Origin of the sequence: Psychrobacter maritimus (assembly GCF_029953575.1) — a bacterium.
Classification (GTDB): Bacteria; Pseudomonadota; Gammaproteobacteria; order Pseudomonadales; family Moraxellaceae; genus Psychrobacter; species Psychrobacter maritimus.
The window spans coordinates 17,998-38,052 of the sequence record NZ_CP124526.1 but is presented as its reverse complement, the minus strand read 5'-3'; the positions used below and the strand labels follow the sequence as shown (position 1 = coordinate 38,052).

The window sequence follows — 20,055 nt, the reverse complement described above, 5'->3', positions numbered from 1 at the left end:
TTTTCTATACATTATCGTCTCATTTATAAACAATCATAAAAAAAGCCTCAGAGCGTGCGCCACTTTACACTTTCATCTATAGGATAAAACCATGTTTGCTATTGCCGCCAGTACCGTCACCAGTTGGGGTATGTATATTTTATTGCCCATTTTTATTGCCTTTTTATTCTTTATCATTTGGGACTTATCAAAACAATCTGAAGCGGGTCGCGCGGGTACTTTTTGGATGTTTTTAGCTCTTGGTGCAGGCTTTATTGGTTTTATCCTCAAGGTTTTAATAGAAATGGCATTTAAACGCTGGTTTATTTAATCGGTATTTGCCATAGCTATTTCTCAAAACACTGCTCATTTTTTTAACATCGCATTTAAAAGTAATGACAGCCTTGTGCGAGATTTATAGCTCTAATCTTCTGTTTGCAGTCTAATCCCTTCTTTGCAATAGTTATTTTTTTGCAATGAGGGTCGCACGTTTCGGTGCTGGATAGCCTTCGATGGTTTTGCTGGCATCATTAGGGTCTAAAAAATCCGCCAACGAATGATAAGTCATCCATTCGGTTTTGCGCTGCTCAGCGGTTGAAGTAACGGCGACATCGACGCAGCGTACTTCGGTAAATCCTGCTTTTTCTAACCAACCAATGAGTGCATCGACCGATGGCAGAAAATACACATTATTCATCTGCGCATAGCGGTCGTGTGGCACGAGTACGGTATTGGCATCGCCATCGATAACCAAGGTTTCAAGCACCAGCTCGCCACCTTTAACCAACTGACCTTTTAGCTGTTGCAAATGCTCAAACGGTGATTGACGATGATAGAGCACGCCCATATTAAATACCGTATCAAACAGCTGACTGTGCTCCGGCAGGGCTTCAAGCGGTACCGGAATATAATGGGTACGATAACGACCTGAAGGATGAGCATCTGCCGCGCCGACAAAATGGCGAATTGCCATAAATTGATGATAAAAAAGGCATGATGGGTCAATAATAATGACCGTCTCCGCCCCTGCGCCTGCCATCCGCCAACCGTGATAACCCGAGCCACCGCCCACATCCAATACGCGCCGACCTTTTAAATTACCTAAATGCGGCAACACTCGCTGCCATTTCCAATCGCTATGCCATTCGGTATCGATTTTTATAGCGGACTCGTCACTACCAATCCGACCACCAATCTGACCACCAATCTGAAAAGGCCCCTTACGCCACGGCATTAGCTGCTTCAACAGTGCCATTGTTTGTTTACGCTCAGAGTCGCTAAGATTAGCGGCAACCGTCAAGACGTCGTTGTCTAAGTCGACATTATTGACTGTTATTTCTGGCAATCGTGCTACCGATGCTTGATAAGCGGGTGCGTGAGCGTAATTGGCTTTGTCTTTGATAGCATTGAGCCATGTCGGTAACCGCGTTAGCCATTCATAAGCGCTCGGCTGCTGCTGCGCCAGTGCCAGCAAGGTTAAATACAGTTCACGTTCAGCGTGGGTAATGGTGTCATTAAGCATAAAGGGCGGCTACCGTATTGATAAAACACTGATAAAAACTTCGATTTGGTAAAGACTTTGCGCTGATTACGGGTTATTTAAACGCCACAATAGAGACAAAGTTTAAAAACTGAAACCACGTCAGATGACGCTCAAAACCCACTTGCGCTAGACGCGCATGATGCTCATTCAAGGTATCAGTAATCAAAACGTTTTCTAACGCATTGCGTTTGCCGCTGATTTCCATCTCGGTATAGCCATTAGCGCGTTTAAAGTCGTAATAACGCTCAACCAACCACGCATCATACTGCTCATCAAAAGCATGGGTTTTTTCGGTTAATACTAAAATCCCACCTTCACTTAATGCGGCATAAATTTTCTCTAATATCGCCACTCTATCGGCAGCGGGCAAAAACTGCAGCGTCAAATTAAGAATAACCATATCGCATGGCTCAAACTCAACATCACGAATATCAGCGGTAATCACTTCAATATTATGCGCTGGATAATTTTCCGTTAATAAAGCACTCGCTTCTGTGGTCATCGCTGGTGAGATATCAATCGCTTTAATCTGTAAATCTTGCGGCTCAAACTCGCCTGCCAACGCCATACTTGCCGCACCCAGTGAGCAGCCCAAATCATAGACACGGCTGACGCGTTGCCCATTATTGTCCTGTTGGCGGTACTTACAATGGCGACGGGCAAATATCGGCAACATCGCTAGCACCTGACCATAACCGGGTACACTACGGCGAATCATATCGGGAAAACATGCCACCACTTGTTCATCAAAAGAAAAACGCGCCGCTTTATCGAGTGGCGTGGTAAATAAGGTGTCATGTTTAATGATGTCGTTTTTAACGGTATCGTTTTTAACAGTGTTATTAACAACAGTAGTTGGCTTGGTATGGCTCATGGGGTGGCTCGTTTTTTGATGGTGGCTCGTTTTTTGATAATGTAACTTTGATTTTTGATAACAGGACTATAATGAAAGAGTATGGCGCTAATGGTTTTTAAGACATTTTTAGATAGCAAAAGCCCATTATAACATTACTGTTTGTTACTTATCGCGGGCAACTGCCCTGCTAAGCTAAATGTATATTGCTAAATAGCGAATTTTTTAATCAAATGCCTTTAAGATAATCAAATGCCTTTAAGATAATCAAATGCCTTTAAGATAAAGGCTATTTGTTAAAGACACTATTTAGCGCATATTTTATCGTTAGAATAATAGGAACAATTATGCAAACCATTATATTAGGCGGTGGCTGTTTTTGGTGCACCGAATCGGTATTTTTATCCGTAAAAGGCGTGCAATCTGTCGTTTCAGGTTATATGGGTGGTGATGCCGTTTCTGCCAATTATGAAGCAGTCTGCGGCGGTGATACAGGCCACGTTGAAGTGATTAAAGTTGCATTTGATGAATCTATCGTACCCTTAGAAGTGGTACTCGATGTCTTCTTTGCTACTCACGATCCCACCACCATGGACCGCCAAGGCAATGATGTCGGCAGCCAATATCGCAGCGTGGTTTTCTATACCGATGAGGCGCAAAAACCAACGGTCGACCGTACCATTAATAAACTACGTGACATGGGTCTCAATGTGGTCACAGAGGTTCATCCTGCTGTTGAGTTTTATAAAGCCGAAGAAACCCATCAAGATTTTTTTAATCGTAATCCGGGGCAAGCTTACTGTAACTTTGCCATACCACCAAAACTTGCTAAGCTGCGCAAAGAATTTAGTCAGTATATGGTGAGCTAAACGATTACCGTAATTTTTAGACGCTATAAAAGCCAAGGGTTGATACGCTTGGCTTTTTTATTGCGTTTGGCGGTATGATAATGTTAAACCTTTAAGGCATTGATAGGCTAGGGACAATGGTATGAATTCTAAATTTTGGCAACAACGCTGGCAGGAAGGACGTATTGGCTTTCATCAATCTGACGTCAACCCTGAGCTCATCAAACACTTTTCTACATTGGCGTTGCCCATCGGTAGCCGAGTGCTGGTACCTTTATGCGGTAAATCGGTTGATATGATGTGGCTGGCTCACGCAGGCTATGACGTCGTTGGCATTGAGCTGGTCGAATCAGCCGTACAAGCGTTCTTTATTGAGCAAAATATAACCCCTACCATTACTGAGTTTATTAGCGCTGCTGATGGCTCAACTTTAAAACGCTATCAAGGTCAGCTGGCTGGTCAAACCATTACCTTATGGGTAGCAGATATTTTTGCCCTGAGTCCTACAGCTATTGGCGGTATCGCTGCCGTTTATGATAGAGCGGCATTGATAGTCTTGCCAGCAGACGTGCGCCCTGATTATAGTAAGCAAATATATAAGCTTAGTAATAACGCGCCACAGCTATTAATTACCCTGAACTATGATCAAAGTAAAAAAGACGGCCCGCCTTTTTCGATTAGTCAGGAACAATTACAGCAGTATTATGATGCTAATTATGAAATTATTGAGCTTGAAAGCCAGTCATCAACCCTTAATTCTGCAGCCGAACTATCGGTAACTGAGCATGTTTGGCTATTAAGTAAAAACCAAGATTAATTAGCACAGCAAGTAAAGATAAAATAAGCAGCGACCAAATAATAACGGAGAGAGCCGATGAAAGTCTTAGTGAGCCTTGTCAGTTTAAGCGCTTTTTTACTGGTGGCTTTACCCGGTCCGCTTTATAAGTATGGTGTCGTCGACTTAGGTACCGCATTTACGGGTTTTAAGCTTGGGGTGTTTGCGGGTATCGCCACCCTTATCTTGCTGCTGTTACAAATCCTATTTAAACGCAAAACAGTGACGTTTGGCAGTACGATAATGGCGCTGCTACTGTCTACTATTGCTATAACAATACCGCTTAGCATGCTGAATAAGGGCAAAAGTGTGCCGCCCATTCATGATATTTCGACCGATTTGGTAAGCCCGCCTGAATCTGTAGCCATTGCCCCACTACGTGCTGATGCACCAAACCCAGTTGGGTATGCAGGTGTAGAAGTAGCAACCCAACAGCGCGCCGCCTACCCTGAACTACAAACATTGAATTATCCCCAATCAAAATCTGAACTGGTTGAGGCAACCAAACAAGCCATTGATAATTCAGGTTGGCAGCTGGTAAATATTGATGCTAACCAAGGAATTGTCGAAGCGACAGATAGGACGATGTGGTTTGGTTTTAAAGATGATGTCATCGTACGTATCACTGATAACGGTAGCAAGCGTTTGGTCGATATCCGCAGTAAATCACGGGTTGGGGGTAGCGATTTGGGTAAAAATGCCGAGCGTATTCATGGCTTTATTGAGGAGTTGGATAGCATTTTGACAAAGTAGATTTACTAAATGGCTGTCAAACTGCTTACTCGCATTAAAATCAGAGACTTCTCTAAAGTCGTGCAATGCCATATTTATCTTAAACCCTCTTCTAACCTCACGCTCACGTCAATTTATAGTAACTGAGTGCTTCGATACCTTTTCTTTACTATTGAGATTGGTTACTCTAAGTCAATACTAGCTTTATTAGCCTTGCTCCATTTCTAAATGATAATTTTGACGTTTATAGGATATTCTCATGCGTTTGACTCCATTCTCCACTTTATCGCTGCTTAGCATCGCGGTTGGCCTCAGCCTTGCCAGTACTGCCCAAGCCGCCAGACCACCAGCGCCAGACTTATCTAATAGCGAGTTTCAACAGTGCTTAGATGGTCTAAAGAACTCTAGCAAATTCCGCGGCGTCGATAGCTTTACCTTTAATAACTATCGCCCAAGCCAGCCTGACCCTAGCGTCATTCAGTCATTGAACTATCAACCCGAATTTCAAAAGGACGTCTGGGATTATCTGTCGTCACTTGTCGATACGGAACGAGTAGAAGATGGTATCCGCGCCAAGCGTCAATGGGCAGATACACTGCGCCGCATCGAATCGCGCTATGGTGTCAAAGCCGAGCACGTACTAGGGGTTTGGGGCGTAGAGTCTAACTTTGGTCAGACATTGGGGAAAAAGCCTTTGTTTGAATCTTTAGCGACGCTGTCTTGTTTTGATCGTCGTCAAAGCTATTTCCAAGGCGAATACGCCAATGCGCTAAAAATTGTGCAAAACGGCGATATCGCACCCAGCGATATGACCGGTTCTTGGGCTGGTGCGTTTGGACAGACACAGTTTATGCCAAGTACCTTTTTAGAATTGGCCGTCGATTTCGATGGTGATGGTCGTCGCGACTTGGTTAATAGTGTCCCTGATGCGCTTGCCTCTACTGCCAATTTCCTCGATAAACGTGGCTACCGCTCAGGTGAGCCATGGGGCTATGAAGTCAAACTGCCAAGCGGATTTTGGGGTGCATCGAACCGTAAAGATAAAAAATCTATCAGCCATTGGCGCAATCAAGGAGTGACATTAGCGAATGGTAGCCCGCTGCCGTCTGATTTGAATAGTGCCGGTTTACTATTGCCTGCAGGTCCTGACGGTCCCGCTTTCTTAGTCGGTAAAAACTTCGACACCTTCTATTCGTATAATGCCTCAGAAAGCTATGCACTGGCGATTGCCCATTTATCGGATTTAATTACACGCGAGGATAGCAGTAAAACCGACTTTATTACCGCTTGGCCAACTGACGACCCTGGTATTGGTCGCCAAGAATCCAGAGCAATTCAGCAAGCGTTATTAAATGCCGGCTACGATATTGGAGAAATCGACGGTATCATCGGTGATAATACGCGCACTGCGATTCAACAATATCAATCAAGCCATGGTATCTTCCCAGCCGATGGACGCGCAGGACAGAAGTTTTATCGCGCAATTATTGGTAATACCGCTGCTACTGGTAACTCTCAGTATGGCAACCAATATGGACAGCCAACAAACAGTCGTCCTTTAAATCCTGCGCCTGCCGACCGTATGGGACAATTGATTCAGCAGCAAACTAGCCCTAAATCCACTTCTAATACTTACTCCGTACAACCATCAACATCAAGCAATACGCGCTATCGCCGTGTGACCAGTCCTGATGGCACAGTGAAACTCGTGCGTGTGGATGAAGGTTCCTAGTTAGATATTAAAACGAACGGTTAAAGCTATGATATTTAATTACTAGCGTTAGCCATCTAACAAAAAAGCCACGCAAATTAGCGTGGCTTTTCTTATAAAATACCTTTAAGGCTTTAAGAATAAATGGTCGTTATTAAATAATCTCTATAAACGACTGCTACTAAACAATCGGTGGCGGGGTTGGTTTACCATTGTCGCCATCCCAGTTTTCACGTGCTTTCTCATCTAGATCAGCAGGCGTTTTTGGCTCCCATTTACCATTTTCTTTCCACGTAGCATCGCCCCAATCGGCATCTTCTTCTTTTCTATCCAAATCTTTATAGGCTTGAGTCGGATCAATACCGCGACGCTTCATATCGGCTACTTGCTCTTCCAAGGTATGAAACTGGTTTGCTTCGTGCATTTTCTCTTCCAAGCTGGTTAATTCAGTGTTTAATGTATCTTTTTTAGAGTTGCTCATTATTTATTCTCCCTAGTTGTTCAATATTGTTATGTGCTTATCAGCTTCATTATTACGGGTATTGCCTAGCTTCACAACCATTGAGACGTATGCTTTGTATTACAAAACGTAGCCATGGGCGTCTTAAAATTTATTTAGAGCGCAAAATGTAACAGTTAAATCGTTAGAGGCAGCCATCAATCAGGCTTTTATAGATAAACCTAGCTGATTATAAATTGAATAAGATATTTATTAATAATAAGAGTGATACGTGGCGTTAATTCAGAGGCAGCGACGGCTGACTGTCTACTTTTGGCTTTTTATCGGCCAATAGACTTTTTGCATGGTAGGTGAGTTTCCATAGCTCTTGGGTGACCCGCGTGCCATAAGTGGTTAATTGTATCCAGTTCGCCGCCACTAACTGGCGCTGCAATTGATTTAAATCATCCTGAGAAATCTGACAGCGCGCCACAGCATGAACGTTTGGCATGTCTTTTTTAATATCTGCCTCAGCTCTCGTAGCGATTAAGCGATTGATAGCGCTCTGCAAACCATAGCTTGAAAAGGTCGCAGGTATTTTCATCAAGGTGACTAATACCTCTTGCCATGACAAAATCATGGGTCTGGTCACATCGGTTAAATTACCACCCTCATAAGCTTGCGCTTTATATTGAACCTCAAAAGTTTCGGTCAGTATGATGGGTTTACTGACACTATCAGCGGCAAGATGATGAATAACTGGATGTTCTTGAGCTTGTTTAGACCATCTATTAGTCGAAAAGCTAGCAGACATCTCTTCAGTAAGTGCCGATTTATTCGCTTTCATCAGCTCGTCACTGACTCTTACCCAACCATCCTCTACCCCATGATTGGCGACCATTTTATAGTAGGCTTGAATAAGCAGCTGCTCGATATCGTTTTCGTTCTCATAATAATAAATCTTATCGGCTTTTTTGGTCACCATATTGGTGAATTCTTGCAGCTGCCGACTGATATTGACCTCATTATGGTGGCTCTTAACCAATATTAACAAGGGTTTGAGCTTGGCTTTAGCATTGAGGTAGCTCAAATGCATTTGACTAACACCGGTATTTTGCGCCGTACCATAGCTATCACCGATAATCATCAGCGCATAATCACAGGCATCGATACACTGGCGCCCATATAACGACGCTTTCGGTAATTTGCTAGAAACGTCATAAGTTAAAAATGCGCGGGCTTGAAAAAACATCGCCACACTGTCTAAAACCAACAGCTGGTCGTTGTCAGCGCATATGACGTGAATATGATAGCGACGGTTTGGCACAATCACCTCTAAGCTTAGGTAGTGATATAAATAATAGTCATATCAATTGCTAAATAAATTGCTAACGAAATCAGGAGCATCTCAAATATTCTGTTTAGCAAATACTAGCCTAGCACAATATTACTGAGATACGTTTAGTTTATTACTAATTCCATTAATATATTGCGGGATTATAACAGCTAGCTGATTATTGAGCAGATAAAAAACGCTTCTTAGGATAAAACAAAGCCGCTTAAGGCGAAAGGTAATAGTGTATATCAGTCTGCTGGCCTAACAAATGCTGTATTACCACACCTAACCTCTCATCATATTTGGTCGCATAAAAGGTCAATGGTGGCGATATATCTACCCTTGTTGCCTTATCACTCAACGCTTCATCAGCTGCAACCTCGGCGGGCAACGCCAACAACTGGTTTGTTAACAACAGTTGCTTGACGCGCTCAGCGATTGCTTGCCCTGAGTCGACAATTTGTATCGCTAATTGCTGCTCTGCAATCTCTTGGCGTAAAAACGCTTTAAAAAAGGGATAATGGGTACAGCCTAGTACCAACTGGTCGATACCCTCTTGGGTGAATAGGCGTAATTGCTGGCGTAAATCCTGCGCGGTTTTACTGTCTTTTGGCATACCTGACTCGACCCACGGAACCAATTTTGGGTCAAAATACTTGGTTACTTTGGTGGCATGGGGGCTGGCAACGTTAGTGATGACATCGTTAAGTAACGTCCCATTTAAAGTCGCTTTCGTTGCTAATACCGCGACATGACCGGTTTTACTGGCTAAGACCGCAGGCTTTAAAGCAGGTACCAAACCGACAATAGGCAGCTGCGGATAACAGCGTCTGGCGGTCTCTAATGCATAAGCTGAGGCGCTATTACAGGCGATAACGATAAGCTTGCAGCCTTGTTGGTATAGCCATTCTACCGCTGTCAGCGTCAAAGCCTTAATATCTTCACTATCGCGATTGCCATACGGCACATGCAAGGTATCGGCATAATAAACATAACGTTCATGCGGCAATTGCTGAGCCAAGTGTAAATAAACCGACAACCCTCCAACACCCGAATCAAACAAGCCTATTGGCGCACTGCGATCATTTTTAACCGCATTATTTATCACGCTATTATTCGACATAACCTTTTTAATATTCGTATTATGATTAGTAAATATCAGTGAGGCTGTATCAAGGCTCTCATAGCTTGTATTGTTTGGAGCTGCATTTACGGCAATTTTCATTGCTATCTTACCGCCGTTTTTATATAGATGTTAAATATTATCGGATGCTAAATATGTTTTATGCTTAGCTGAATGGCATCGATAATGCATAAGACTTACCGCCACTTTGCAGCGTTAGTATCGTCTCACCATCACGCTCTGTCAATTCCCCAATTTCCGTTAAATGATAAAAGGCGTTACGCCCAATCAGCGCGTGCAAGTCATTTCGTACCATCATATAAGGACGAACTTGGGTATCGCTTTCTGAGGGTTTATTTTCTTCGTTTTTATCATTATCATAAATACCGCTAGCATCGATATTGCTAGCATCAATATTATTAGCATCGTCTTCAGGTATATAAGCACGCAGACTAATAGTATGCTCATCATCTAAACGCACCACATCGCCCGTGGTGGTGGTAAATTCCAGCCAGCGCTTATCGTCTTCATCAACGATACCGACATCGTTAATCAATAACGGTGCATCTTCTACTTGAATACGCAGCTTTTGTACCGGTGTCTTTAAAAAATACTCAACCTTGCCAGCATTTTCCTCTTTCCATAAGATAGTGGCAAATAAATTGACTAATGACTGCCGGGTCATGTGCACGCCTTCGTGCCACCACTCGCCATTGGCTTTGATAGTCAAATCCATATCCTCTATTTGCTCAGGATGCCATTTCTCAAGAGGCGGTATGGCGCGTCCTTCACGTATGCCGGCTGCCGACTTAAAATACTGACTAAGCGCATCCATATTTTTAAGCTCGGACGCTATATCATGTGGGGCTTGAGCGTTATTTTCAGCAGCGATATCGACACTTTTATTGTTATCATTCATCATACAATCCTTTATTTAGTAATCAAAGTTTGGCAAATCTGTTATTACTATAAATTTTAGTTTCGGGTATGATGAAAGCCTATCGTCATTGTACCCCTGCTCAGTCAATCTTACCTTAACATTGATGCCCAGAAATGCGTATCGTGTTTGTAGGACTTTTCTTTTATAATGAGTAACGATTTTTTATTTCAAATGGTTCAGTGGGTGTTGTATTAATGACACATTTTACGTTGTAGGTTGATATTTTTATATCGGATATTTTTAATCTTAACGTCGTCAATTGATGCCGCAAAGACAGTTTTTATCGGGCAGCCATATGTCTGAGTAACGTTAGCGCCGCAAGCCTTATTATTCAATTGTTAAGCTAATGATGCCCTGAGATAAGCCACTACAAGTTTAGGAGTAGGTATGCAAGAGCAAGACAATCAAACGCCAGTCGTTGATAGTGACATCGTAAGTAGCGATACCGTAAATACTGATACACCAGTAGCAGAAACGGCAACTGTAGAAGCTAAAGAAGTCGCCACGACTGAAGAAGCCGCTGAAGTTGAAGCGACAGAAGCTGCTGCTTCTGTGGTAGACGCTCCTGTGTTAAAAGAAACACCTGAGCCTGTCGTAGAACAAGTCGCCGCAGAGCCTGAAATCGAACGTGAGTCGATGGAATTTGACGTCATTGTCGTCGGTGGTGGTCCTGCAGGTTTGTCTGCAGCGATTCGTCTACGTCAGCTCGCTATCGAAGCTGGTAACGATGAGTTTATGGTTTGTGTGGTCGAAAAAGGCTCTGAGTTCGGTGCGCATACCTTATCTGGCGCTGTCATCGAGCCACGTGCTTTAAACGAGCTGATACCAGACTGGAAAGAAAAAGGCGCACCATTAAACGTGCCAGCCACTGAAGATCGCTTCTACTACTTGAATTCAGCCACTCGTTCAACCAAGGTTCCCGACCCTCTTATTCCAGCCCCAATGCACAACAATGGCAACTATATTGTTTCATTAGGCAATGTGGTTCGTTGGTTAGCCGTACAGGCTGAAGAGCTTGAAGTCATGATGTTCCCAGGTTTCCCTGCTGCTGACATTTTATACAACGATGACGGTTCTGTACGTGGTATCTTGACTGGCGATATGGGTGTGGCTGCCAGTGGCGAAGCCAAGGCCAGCTTTGAGCCTGGTTACGAGCTGCTTGCCAAGTACACTATCTTCGCTGAAGGTAGCCGCGGTCATTTGGGCAAACGCTTAATCAGTCGTTTCGGTCTTGATAAAGACTCTGACCCTCAGCATTACGGTATTGGTCTAAAAGAGCTGTGGGAAGTTGCACCTGAAAAACACGAGCAAGGTGTGGTCATGCATGGTCTTGGTTGGCCATTGACCGAAACAGGTTCTACTGGTGGTTGGTGGTTATACTTTGATGAGAACAACCAAGTAAGCTTTGGTCTTGTCGCTGACTTGTCTTACCACAACCCATATATGTCGCCATTCGATGAGATGCAGCGTTTAAAAACCCACCCTGTCATCAAAAACGTATTAGAAGGCGGTAAGCGCATCTCTTACGGCGCACGTGCGTTGACCAAAGGCGGCTTAAACTCATTACCAAAATTCACCTTCCCAGGTGGCGTGTTGGTCGGTGATGATGCTGGATTCTTGAACCCTGCCAAGATTAAAGGCACGCATACTTCTATGAAGTCAGGCATGCTAGCTGCTGAAGCCATTTTCGAAGCATTACAAGCTGGTCGTGAGCATGACGAAGTAGTGGCTTATACCACTATGTATAAAGAGTCATGGCTGTACCAAGACAACTACGAGTCGCGTAACTTCTCGCCTGCGATACATCGCATGGGTCTGTTTATGGGCGGCGCGTTTACCTTTATCGAGCACAACTTGTTGAAAGGTAAAATGCCATTTACCCTACATGACAATCTTCCTGACTACGATCAGCTAGAACGTGCGGCTCATGCTTACCAGCCAACCTATCCTAAGCCAGATGGTAAATTGATATTTGATAAATTATCGTCAGTATTTGTCTCTAATACCAACCACGCTGAAGACCAACCAACGCATTTAAAACTGACTGATTCAACAGTGCCTATCTCTATTAACTTACCCCTATATGCTGAGCCTGCGCGTCTATATTGTCCAGCGGGTGTTTATGAAGTGGTTAAAGATGCCGAAGGCGCTAAATTTGTGATTAATGCGCAAAACTGCGTCCATTGTAAAACCTGTGATATTAAAGATCCGTCACAGAACATTACTTGGGTGACGCCAGAAGGCGGCGGCGGTCCTAACTATCCAAACATGTAAATCATGCTTGAGATAACTGTTGTTGTAAATAATTAATTGTTCTGCAATAAAAAACCGCTCTTAATGATAAGGGCGGTTTTTTAATGTTTATAACTTTAATGGCTCAATGTCTTAATTTACGGATAAAGGCTAGTCAGTCCACGCATCACGATTGGCTTCATCTTTTAATTTCACAAAGTCATCGGGATTAAACTTGATTTGATCGCCCGTTTTACCTTCTTTGATTTGTCTTTCGTAATCACGCAATATGCGCAGCGCCACTGGTGACAAGATTAAAATCGCTATTAAGTTAACGAGTGCCATGAGACCCATCGATAAGTCAGCGAAGTTCCAAATCGCAGGTAAGCTCGCAATTGCGCCGACAAACACCATGCCCAAAACCATAAAGCGGAAAATCATAATCATGACCTTGGCATTTTTCTCACCAGAGATAAATTCAAGATTAGACTCACCATAACTGTAGTTGGCGATGATAGAGGTAAATGAGAAGAAGAAAATAGCAATCGCGACGAAAATCACGCCCATATCGCCCACATACTGCGACAATGCTAACTGGGTTAACTGAATACCCTCTTGCTCGACGCTCGGGTCGACGACGCCAGAGAGAATAATAATGGCAGCAGTTGCGGTACAGATAACCAGCGTATCTATAAACACACCCAGCATTTGCATAAAACCTTGCACCGCTGGATGATCAGGATGGCTTTTTGCCGTTGCTGCCGCATTAGGCGCTGAGCCCATACCGGCTTCGTTAGAAAATAGACCGCGCTTGATACCGTTAATCATTGCTTGCGCAATACCATAACCAATCACACCGCCCGCTGCCTGCTCAAAGCCAAAGGCCGATTTTACAATCAAGGCAACCGCCGCTGGGAATTCGCTAAAATTGGTAACAATAATATAAAGCGCCAATAAGATATAAAGAATCGCCATGACGGGCACGATTTTACCCGCGATACGCGCAACCGAACGCAAACCACCAAATACCACTGGCGCAACCAGTAGCACCAATACCAAACCTGTCATCCATGTTGGGATACCAAAGGCTTCATTGGTCGCTTGTGCAATGGTATTTGACTGCACGCCGTTGAATGCCAAACCAAAAGCAACCAACAAACAAAGCGAGAAAAATATCGCAAGCCAGCGCTTACCCAAACCTTTTTCGATATAGTAAGCCGGTCCACCGCGGTAAACATTGTCATTGTGCGGCACTTTATAGGCTTGTGCTAAGGTTGACTCGATAAAACTGGTCGACATCCCCACGATCGCCGTCATCCACATCCAAAATACGGCACCTGGTCCACCAAGATAGATAGCAATGGCTACCCCTGCCAAGTTACCCGTACCGACGCGCGCCGCCAGTGAGGTCATCAGCGCCTCAAACGAGCTGATACCACCATCTTTACGGCCTTGATTTGACACCCGTAATAATTGCCACATATGACCGAAGTGACGAAATTGAATAAAACGCGTAGCAATGGTAAAATAAAGACCGGCACCAATCAAGACAAACATCAACAAGCCATACCAAGGATTGCTGGCGATTAACCAATCATTATTACCCCAAATAATACTAACACCGTAATTAACGATGCTATTAAACCAACCTGCTATGCCTTCATTCATAAGAACTCCTCACTTACGCTGTATAAATTTTGCTTATTTTTATCTAAAAATTCATTTAATCGATTAAAATAGCCAACAACCTTGCTAAAAATGCCTGCTACCAAGATACCGTGTGCATTCTATAGAGATTAAGACGCATTCCACTATCAAATTTGGTTATCATGCTAAGAAGTTTATTTACGAAATAAATGTTACTTACCCTTGAACTGCTATACAATGGGTGAAGTAACAAACTAGAAGCATTTATTAGACAGTTATCGTACGATTTTAGTAAAACCTATCGTTGATACCAGTTATAAGAGCTTAATTTCTTGATAACATTGACCGTTTTGTGGTTATTTAGCAAAATTGAGATATTATTTGAAATTAAGTTTTCAATCACGATGTTTCTTAATAGTAATAAACTGGAGTTTATAGACAATAGCGTTCGGTTGATATTGACTTATTGGCATGAATAGCTAGCGTATTAAAAACTTTAAGACTCTTGTCAGGAAGACGGGATCGTTAAAAGACAGCGGATTGTTCCACCCCATCGTATTTCATCGATAAATCCCCTTTTTCTGCAAGATATACTTAAAAGCCGTAATCACCACCCCCGTTAACTTTTTATTTAAAAAATACTCTGTCCATACGCTCTACTTCAACAATCTTTACCTGAACTGTTTTTATAGACTCGACTATTAAATACCTCATTTTGATAGCAGCAGTTTTTAAATAACAGGTTGTTAGATGAGTATTTTTTAAAACGTTATGAATGGTGCACTTTTAAGTATTTTTATCATTTTGATGGTACGAGGCAGCAAATAGCTATTTCTTGTCGTTTCTTGACTAACAAATAGCCAACGCCTCTTTCATGGGTAAGTATTTTTTTCAGCCAAGCACTTGAGTCCAATTGCATAAGCCACCTATATCGCAGTTTTATAGGGCTAATAGCGCGTGAAGCGCCACGCAATCAGCACTTGTTAGGCTCAAATCAATAATTATGTTTTTAAGCTAGACAAAAGGAGTTGTCCTATGGAGAACCACAACGATTCATCAGGTTATTGGCGTGCCAATCTCCGTCTCATTAAAATTAGCCTCGTCATTTGGGCCTTAGTCTCTTATGGTTTTGGCATCTTACTACGTCCATTATTGTCAGGTATTAGAGTAGGCGGTACCGATATAAGCTTCTGGTTTGCACAACAAGGGGCTCTTATCGTTTTTATCGCTTTAATCTTCTTCTATGCATGGCGCATGAATAAACTCGATAAACAATATGGTGTAGACGAGGAATAGTCCTATGAGTCAATTTACGATTAATATTATTTTTGTAGGTCTATCCTTCGCTTTATACTTCGGTATTGCTTGGTGGGCACGTGCAGGTTCGACCAGTGAGTTTTATGTTGCTGGCGGCGGTGTACATCCAGTAATGAATGGTATGGCAACCGCTGCTGACTGGATGAGTGCAGCGTCATTTATCTCGATGGCAGGTATTATTGCAACCGGTGGATATGCTGCATCAACGTACTTGATGGGCTGGACAGGCGGTTATGTACTACTGGCCATGCTCCTAGCACCTTACTTACGTAAATTTGGTAAGTTCACGGTTCCTGATTTTATTGGGGACCGTTTTTATTCTAAGACTGCGGCTATGATTGCCGTTGTTTGTTTGATTATTGCTTCAACCACTTATGTTATCGGTCAGATGACCGGTGCTGGTGTGGCATTCTCACGCTTCTTAGAAGTTGATAACACCACCGGTCTGATTATTGCTGCAGTAGTGGTTTTCTTCTACGCCGTACTTGGTGGTATGAAAGGGATTACCTACACGCAGGTTGCGCAGTATGTGGTTCTAATGATTGCGTATACCATTCCTGCCGTCTTTATCTCACTTGAATTAACGGGTAACCCGATTCCAGGTCTTGGTTTGTTCTCAAACCATACTGAAGCAGGTATTCCTATCCTAACCAAGCTTGACCAAATCGTCGTCGACTTAGGCTTTACCGCTTATACCGCTGATGTACCAAACAAGCTAAACATGGTGCTATTTACTTTATCACTGATGATTGGTACTGCAGGTCTACCGCACGTTATCATTCGCTTCTTCACCGTTCCTAAAGTTGCTGACGCCCGTTGGACGGCTGGTTGGACATTGGTATTTATCTCGCTATTATACTTCACTGCTCCGGCAGTAGGTGCGATGGCACGTTTAAACCTAATCGACACCGTTTATCCACAAGGCGTTGACGCCCCTGCTATCGAATTTGATAAACGTCCAGATTGGATGAAAACATGGGAAGATACCGGTCTTATTAAATATAACGATCTAAATAACGATGGTCGTATTCAGTTATATAGCGATAGCGGACTTGGTGCAGCAGAGCTTGCATTGGCTTCGGCTACCGCTGACGGCGGTGATGTCGCTGCTGCAACGGCTGCAGTTGACAAAGCAAAAGCTGAGCATGCTTTAGAGCGTGATGGTATCTTTGTTGATAGAGGCTGGGCAGGTAACGAGCTTGACGTCAACGCTGATATCTTAGTATTGGCTAACCCAGAAATTGCACAGCTACCAGGTTGGGTTATCGGTCTTATCGCCGCCGGTGGTTTGGCCGCAGCGCTTTCAACGGCAGCTGGCCTATTACTCGCCATCTCTTCAGCGATTAGTCATGACTTGATCAAGCGTAACCTAAATCCAAACATCACTGATGCAGGCGAGCTAAAAGTAGCACGTATCACGATGGCTATCGCGATTGTAGTAGCTACCTACTTAGGTATTAACCCACCAGGATTTGCCGCACAGGTCGTTGCATTGGCCTTTGGTATTGCAGGTGCTTCACTGTTCCCTGCATTGATGATGGGTATTTTCTCTAAGCGTATTAATAACTTGGGCGCTATCGCTGGTATGTTAACGGGTTTGATTAGTATCTTAGTTTATATCTTCGTCTTTAAAGGCTGGTTCTTCATCACAGGTACTGCAAACTTCCCTGATACTGAAGAATACTGGTTATTTGGTATCTCGCCATTATCGTTTGGTGCGGTTGGTGCATTACTTAACTTTATCGTCGCATTTGCCGTTTCTTATGCGACTGCACCACCACCAGCCCATATCCAAGAGTTAGTTGAAAGCGTCCGTTCGCCACGCGGCGCTGGCGGCGCAATCGATCACTAAGCTTCGATATAAGCTAAAAAATGATGTGCAAATGATAAGTACTTTTTTACGATAATATATCACTCACAGGCAGCAGCTGCTTGTGAGTGATTTTTTTATCCATCACTCTTAAAAGTAAAAATAATGAGAAACACGATCATAAGTGACATAATAAATGCACTTAACATACTTGTAATCGTAAATTTGTTTTTAATAATTGGTATTAAATGCGCTAATGGCGTTAAGGAAAAGTCTTATGCTTTTTGAGTTTATTGCGACCATAGCCGCTGGGTTTGGTTTGGCTGGTATAGCATTGGTTATCACTCACCTGAGCAAACTTGCCGGTAAAAAAGCGCCAAGATGGCTTATTCCATTATTTGGTGCCATCGGTATCTTTGGCTTTCAAATAAGCCAAGAATATAGCTGGTTTGGTCAGCAGGTCGCACAGCTTCCTGAAGGTGTCCATGTAGTCAAAAAAGTTGAAGAAGGCACGTGGTTTCGTCCTTGGTCATATGTTAAACCACAGACATTACGCTTTATCGCCGCTGATAGCGGACACGCCCGCGCCAACGCCGATGCGCCAAATATTTACTTGGTGAATTTATATTTGTTTGAAAGACGTAGAAGTGTGCAGCAAGTACCACAAGTGATTGACTGTGCCGCCCCTGCCCGTGCAGACTATGTGTTGCAAGAAAAAGGCAGTAACCTGAGTATCGATGAGCATGTAAAGCAAACCACCAAGTGGCGAGCTTTAGAAAAGAGCGACCCGCTATATATCAATGTTTGTATCAATAAGAAATAACCCACGTATTGGGTTTTACAAACTTATTTATAAATATCTCTATATTTTATTGAACAGGCTGTCTTAATATATGTGCCTAAAATAAAATTAACGACGATTATTTACTCTGGTATAGGCGTGCTTAGAATTGGCACCCAACAACAAACCGGCGCATAACCCACCAAAATGCGCCGCAAATGAGATACCTTGCTGTGGCATTAGACCTTGTTTAATAGTCAACCAATAGCCCGTCCCCATCACGATACAAGCCAATAAGTAGCCCCAGCGCCTTGCAAATACTGCGCCGCCTATCATATAACCAAGCATCGCAAAACACAGCCCCGACGCGCCAATATGAATAGAAGAAGGTGAGCCAAGCACCCAAGTCACCAATCCTGACGCCACGATTAATTTGAGTACCGTACGATAAGCATAATTTTCAAACAGCCCAAACAAAAACAGAATTTGTAATAGCGTCAAAGTATTGCCCAATAAATGGGAAAAATTACCGTGCATCGTCCATGATGCAAAAACTCCAATCATACTGCCAACGTCTAATGCTCGTGGCACAATACCAAAAATATTCCATAGACCAAAAAACACCACTTCATTCAGCACATACATGCCCCACATGGGTATGAGCACAAACGCATATAAGCCGATGACTTGCTTAATCCGCTCCATCACCAAGGTGAGTAATTGCTGCCAATTCATATTAAGTATTACCTTTTTAAGCTTCTTAATCTTATGCAAGCGCTACATTTTATAAAAACACTATCAACGACTGACAGAAACAAGTGGGTTCTCTACAGGTTTAAATGACAATAACGACGCGTCTTTATCAGCCGTCAGAATACTATTGGCATGAAGTAAAGAGGTCGAATGATAAGGTACCAAAGCCGTCGGCACAAAACTACGAGCAGCATCGATATGCTTGACCGAATCATCGAAGAAAATATGCGGCGCAAAGGTTTTTAGCACCGATGTTTTCTCAAGTCCACCTAAAAAAAACGCCATATCGAGATCGACCCCCCAATCACGTAGTGTTTTAATCGCCCGTAAGTCCGCAGGGGCATTACGTGCAGTGACTAACGCTATCTTCATGGGAGAAGTATGCAAGCTTGCAGGCAATCGCTCTTGCATTTTTGACAGCTTAATCAACAGCTCTGCATAAGGTCCTTTTTCTATCGGCAAATCCCGCATTTCGGCTTCACGCTCATGAAAAGCCCGCAACCCTTTTTGTTTATAAAGCAGCTCACCTGAATCATCAAACAATACCGCATCACCATCAAATGCGATACGCAGCTGCTTAGTATCGAGCTCATAGGTATTTACTGGTGTAGCATCTAATATCGCACAGGCACAAATATTGGCATCGGCAACTTGCTGAGCGTCATCACGATTGGTGGTCAAAAACAAATCCACATTAAAATCTTTAATATAAGGCGCTATAGGGCTTCCGGATATAAATGCCGAGCGAGAAATGGTTAAACCATGTTCACGAATTGCATTAAGCACCTGAATACCTGTATCAGGACTACTTTTTGAGACGATAACCACTTCTACCAATGGCGTCTCGATACCTGCGTCCTGCGCCTCGCAATCATGGCAATAATTATTCAAATTTAACAATGCTTTAATAAGCGGATAGCCGGCTCCAATGCTGAGCGAATCATTCTCGCGCTCAGCCATATAGTCGCGGAACTCTTTAATCGCCTCGCTAGGTCGCTGCTGCAATAATGCTATCAAGTGATTTTCAGACTCTGATAAATCAAATAAAGCGGTTGCTGATATCGCAACGATCAAGGTATTGGTAAAATCAACTGCCATAGCTTTCTCTATTTATAAAAACTTGGTTAAAAAAATCATGTTAAAAATATCAAACGACCAGTTTACTATATCTACCTC

18 protein-coding genes are annotated in these 20,055 nt (G+C 43.1%); 9 read left to right on the top strand and 9 right to left on the bottom strand.

Going from position 1 to position 20,055, the window contains the following annotated elements:
- Positions 1-91 precede the first annotated feature (91 nt).
- Positions 92-310, top strand: a complete 219-nt coding sequence (locus tag QJS82_RS00175; protein ID WP_201565181.1) for a DUF2788 domain-containing protein — start codon at positions 92-94, stop codon at positions 308-310.
- A gap of 132 nt (positions 311-442) precedes the next feature.
- On the opposite strand, the gene cmoB is transcribed toward QJS82_RS00175, so the two are convergent.
- Positions 443-1,501: a tRNA 5-methoxyuridine(34)/uridine 5-oxyacetic acid(34) synthase CmoB gene (gene cmoB / locus QJS82_RS00170; RefSeq protein WP_281490825.1), complete on the bottom strand. Its 1,059-nt coding sequence runs from the start codon at positions 1,499-1,501 to the stop codon at positions 443-445.
- 73 nt (positions 1,502-1,574) lie between these two features.
- Entirely contained in the window at positions 1,575-2,396 is an 822-nt protein-coding gene (gene cmoA, locus QJS82_RS00165; RefSeq protein ID WP_438656232.1) for a carboxy-S-adenosyl-L-methionine synthase CmoA, read from the bottom strand.
- 326 nt (positions 2,397-2,722) lie between these two features.
- On the opposite strand from cmoA, the gene msrA reads away from it, so the two are divergent.
- The 4 genes from msrA to QJS82_RS00145 all read left to right on the top strand — a co-directional run bounded on the left by msrA (position 2,723) and on the right by QJS82_RS00145 (position 6,522).
- A complete protein-coding gene (msrA, locus tag QJS82_RS00160) occupies positions 2,723-3,244 on the top strand; it encodes a peptide-methionine (S)-S-oxide reductase MsrA (protein WP_201629575.1) in 522 nt (173 codons plus the stop codon).
- A gap of 121 nt (positions 3,245-3,365) precedes the next feature.
- A complete protein-coding gene (tmpT, locus tag QJS82_RS00155) occupies positions 3,366-4,040 on the top strand; it encodes a thiopurine S-methyltransferase (RefSeq protein ID WP_281490824.1) in 675 nt (224 codons plus the stop codon).
- Positions 4,041-4,097: 57 nt separating this feature from the next.
- A complete protein-coding gene (locus QJS82_RS00150; RefSeq protein WP_281490823.1) occupies positions 4,098-4,811 on the top strand; it encodes a DUF1499 domain-containing protein in 714 nt (237 codons plus the stop codon).
- 238 nt (positions 4,812-5,049) lie between these two features.
- Positions 5,050-6,522: a lytic murein transglycosylase gene (locus tag QJS82_RS00145; RefSeq protein ID WP_281490822.1), complete on the top strand. Its 1,473-nt coding sequence runs from the start codon at positions 5,050-5,052 to the stop codon at positions 6,520-6,522.
- 160 nt (positions 6,523-6,682) lie between these two features.
- On the opposite strand, the gene QJS82_RS00140 is transcribed toward QJS82_RS00145, so the two are convergent.
- The 4 genes from QJS82_RS00140 to QJS82_RS00125 form a co-directional block, all read right to left on the bottom strand.
- Positions 6,683-6,982, bottom strand: coding sequence for a hypothetical protein (locus QJS82_RS00140; protein WP_201620091.1), 300 nt, complete (start codon positions 6,980-6,982; stop codon positions 6,683-6,685).
- Between the two features lie 256 nt (positions 6,983-7,238).
- Complete coding sequence (locus QJS82_RS00135) at positions 7,239-8,267, bottom strand: DUF4062 domain-containing protein (RefSeq protein ID WP_281490821.1); 1,029 nt, start codon at positions 8,265-8,267, stop codon at positions 7,239-7,241.
- A gap of 232 nt (positions 8,268-8,499) precedes the next feature.
- Entirely contained in the window at positions 8,500-9,399 is a 900-nt protein-coding gene (murI, locus tag QJS82_RS00130; protein ID WP_281490820.1) for a glutamate racemase, read from the bottom strand.
- 166 nt (positions 9,400-9,565) lie between these two features.
- Positions 9,566-10,318: a DUF1285 domain-containing protein gene (locus QJS82_RS00125; protein ID WP_281491638.1), complete on the bottom strand. Its 753-nt coding sequence runs from the start codon at positions 10,316-10,318 to the stop codon at positions 9,566-9,568.
- Between the two features lie 657 nt (positions 10,319-10,975).
- Here QJS82_RS00125 and QJS82_RS00120 point away from each other — a divergent pair.
- Positions 10,976-12,613, top strand: coding sequence for an electron transfer flavoprotein-ubiquinone oxidoreductase (locus tag QJS82_RS00120; protein WP_201565185.1), 1,638 nt, complete (start codon positions 10,976-10,978; stop codon positions 12,611-12,613).
- Between the two features lie 129 nt (positions 12,614-12,742).
- On the opposite strand, the gene QJS82_RS00115 is transcribed toward QJS82_RS00120, so the two are convergent.
- Positions 12,743-14,239 (bottom strand): alanine/glycine:cation symporter family protein, encoded by a 1,497-nt coding sequence (locus QJS82_RS00115; RefSeq protein ID WP_281490819.1) that lies wholly within the window; start codon positions 14,237-14,239, stop codon positions 12,743-12,745.
- Between the two features lie 1,014 nt (positions 14,240-15,253).
- Here QJS82_RS00115 and QJS82_RS00110 point away from each other — a divergent pair.
- The 3 genes from QJS82_RS00110 (at position 15,254) to QJS82_RS00100 (ending at position 18,168) form a co-directional block, all read left to right on the top strand.
- The gene (locus QJS82_RS00110) at positions 15,254-15,514 is read left to right on the top strand and encodes a DUF4212 domain-containing protein (protein ID WP_281490818.1); all 261 of its coding nucleotides are present in this window, start codon (positions 15,254-15,256) and stop codon (positions 15,512-15,514) included.
- A gap of 4 nt (positions 15,515-15,518) precedes the next feature.
- Positions 15,519-17,387: a sodium:solute symporter family protein gene (locus tag QJS82_RS00105; RefSeq protein ID WP_281490817.1), complete on the top strand. Its 1,869-nt coding sequence runs from the start codon at positions 15,519-15,521 to the stop codon at positions 17,385-17,387.
- Between the two features lie 235 nt (positions 17,388-17,622).
- Positions 17,623-18,168 carry a hypothetical protein gene (locus QJS82_RS00100; RefSeq protein WP_201620086.1) on the top strand — a complete coding sequence of 182 codons (546 nt, stop codon included), beginning with the start codon at positions 17,623-17,625 and terminating at the stop codon, positions 18,166-18,168.
- A gap of 87 nt (positions 18,169-18,255) precedes the next feature.
- Here QJS82_RS00100 and QJS82_RS00095 read toward each other — a convergent pair whose 3' ends face one another.
- Together QJS82_RS00095 and QJS82_RS00090 are read right to left on the bottom strand one after the other, a co-directional pair.
- The gene (locus tag QJS82_RS00095) at positions 18,256-18,861 is read right to left on the bottom strand and encodes a rhomboid family intramembrane serine protease (protein ID WP_281490816.1); all 606 of its coding nucleotides are present in this window, start codon (positions 18,859-18,861) and stop codon (positions 18,256-18,258) included.
- Positions 18,862-18,924: 63 nt separating this feature from the next.
- On the bottom strand, positions 18,925-19,977 hold the full coding sequence (locus QJS82_RS00090) for a 5'-nucleotidase (RefSeq protein WP_201620084.1): 1,053 nt from the start codon (positions 19,975-19,977) through the stop codon (positions 18,925-18,927).
- Positions 19,978-20,055 lie beyond the last annotated feature (78 nt).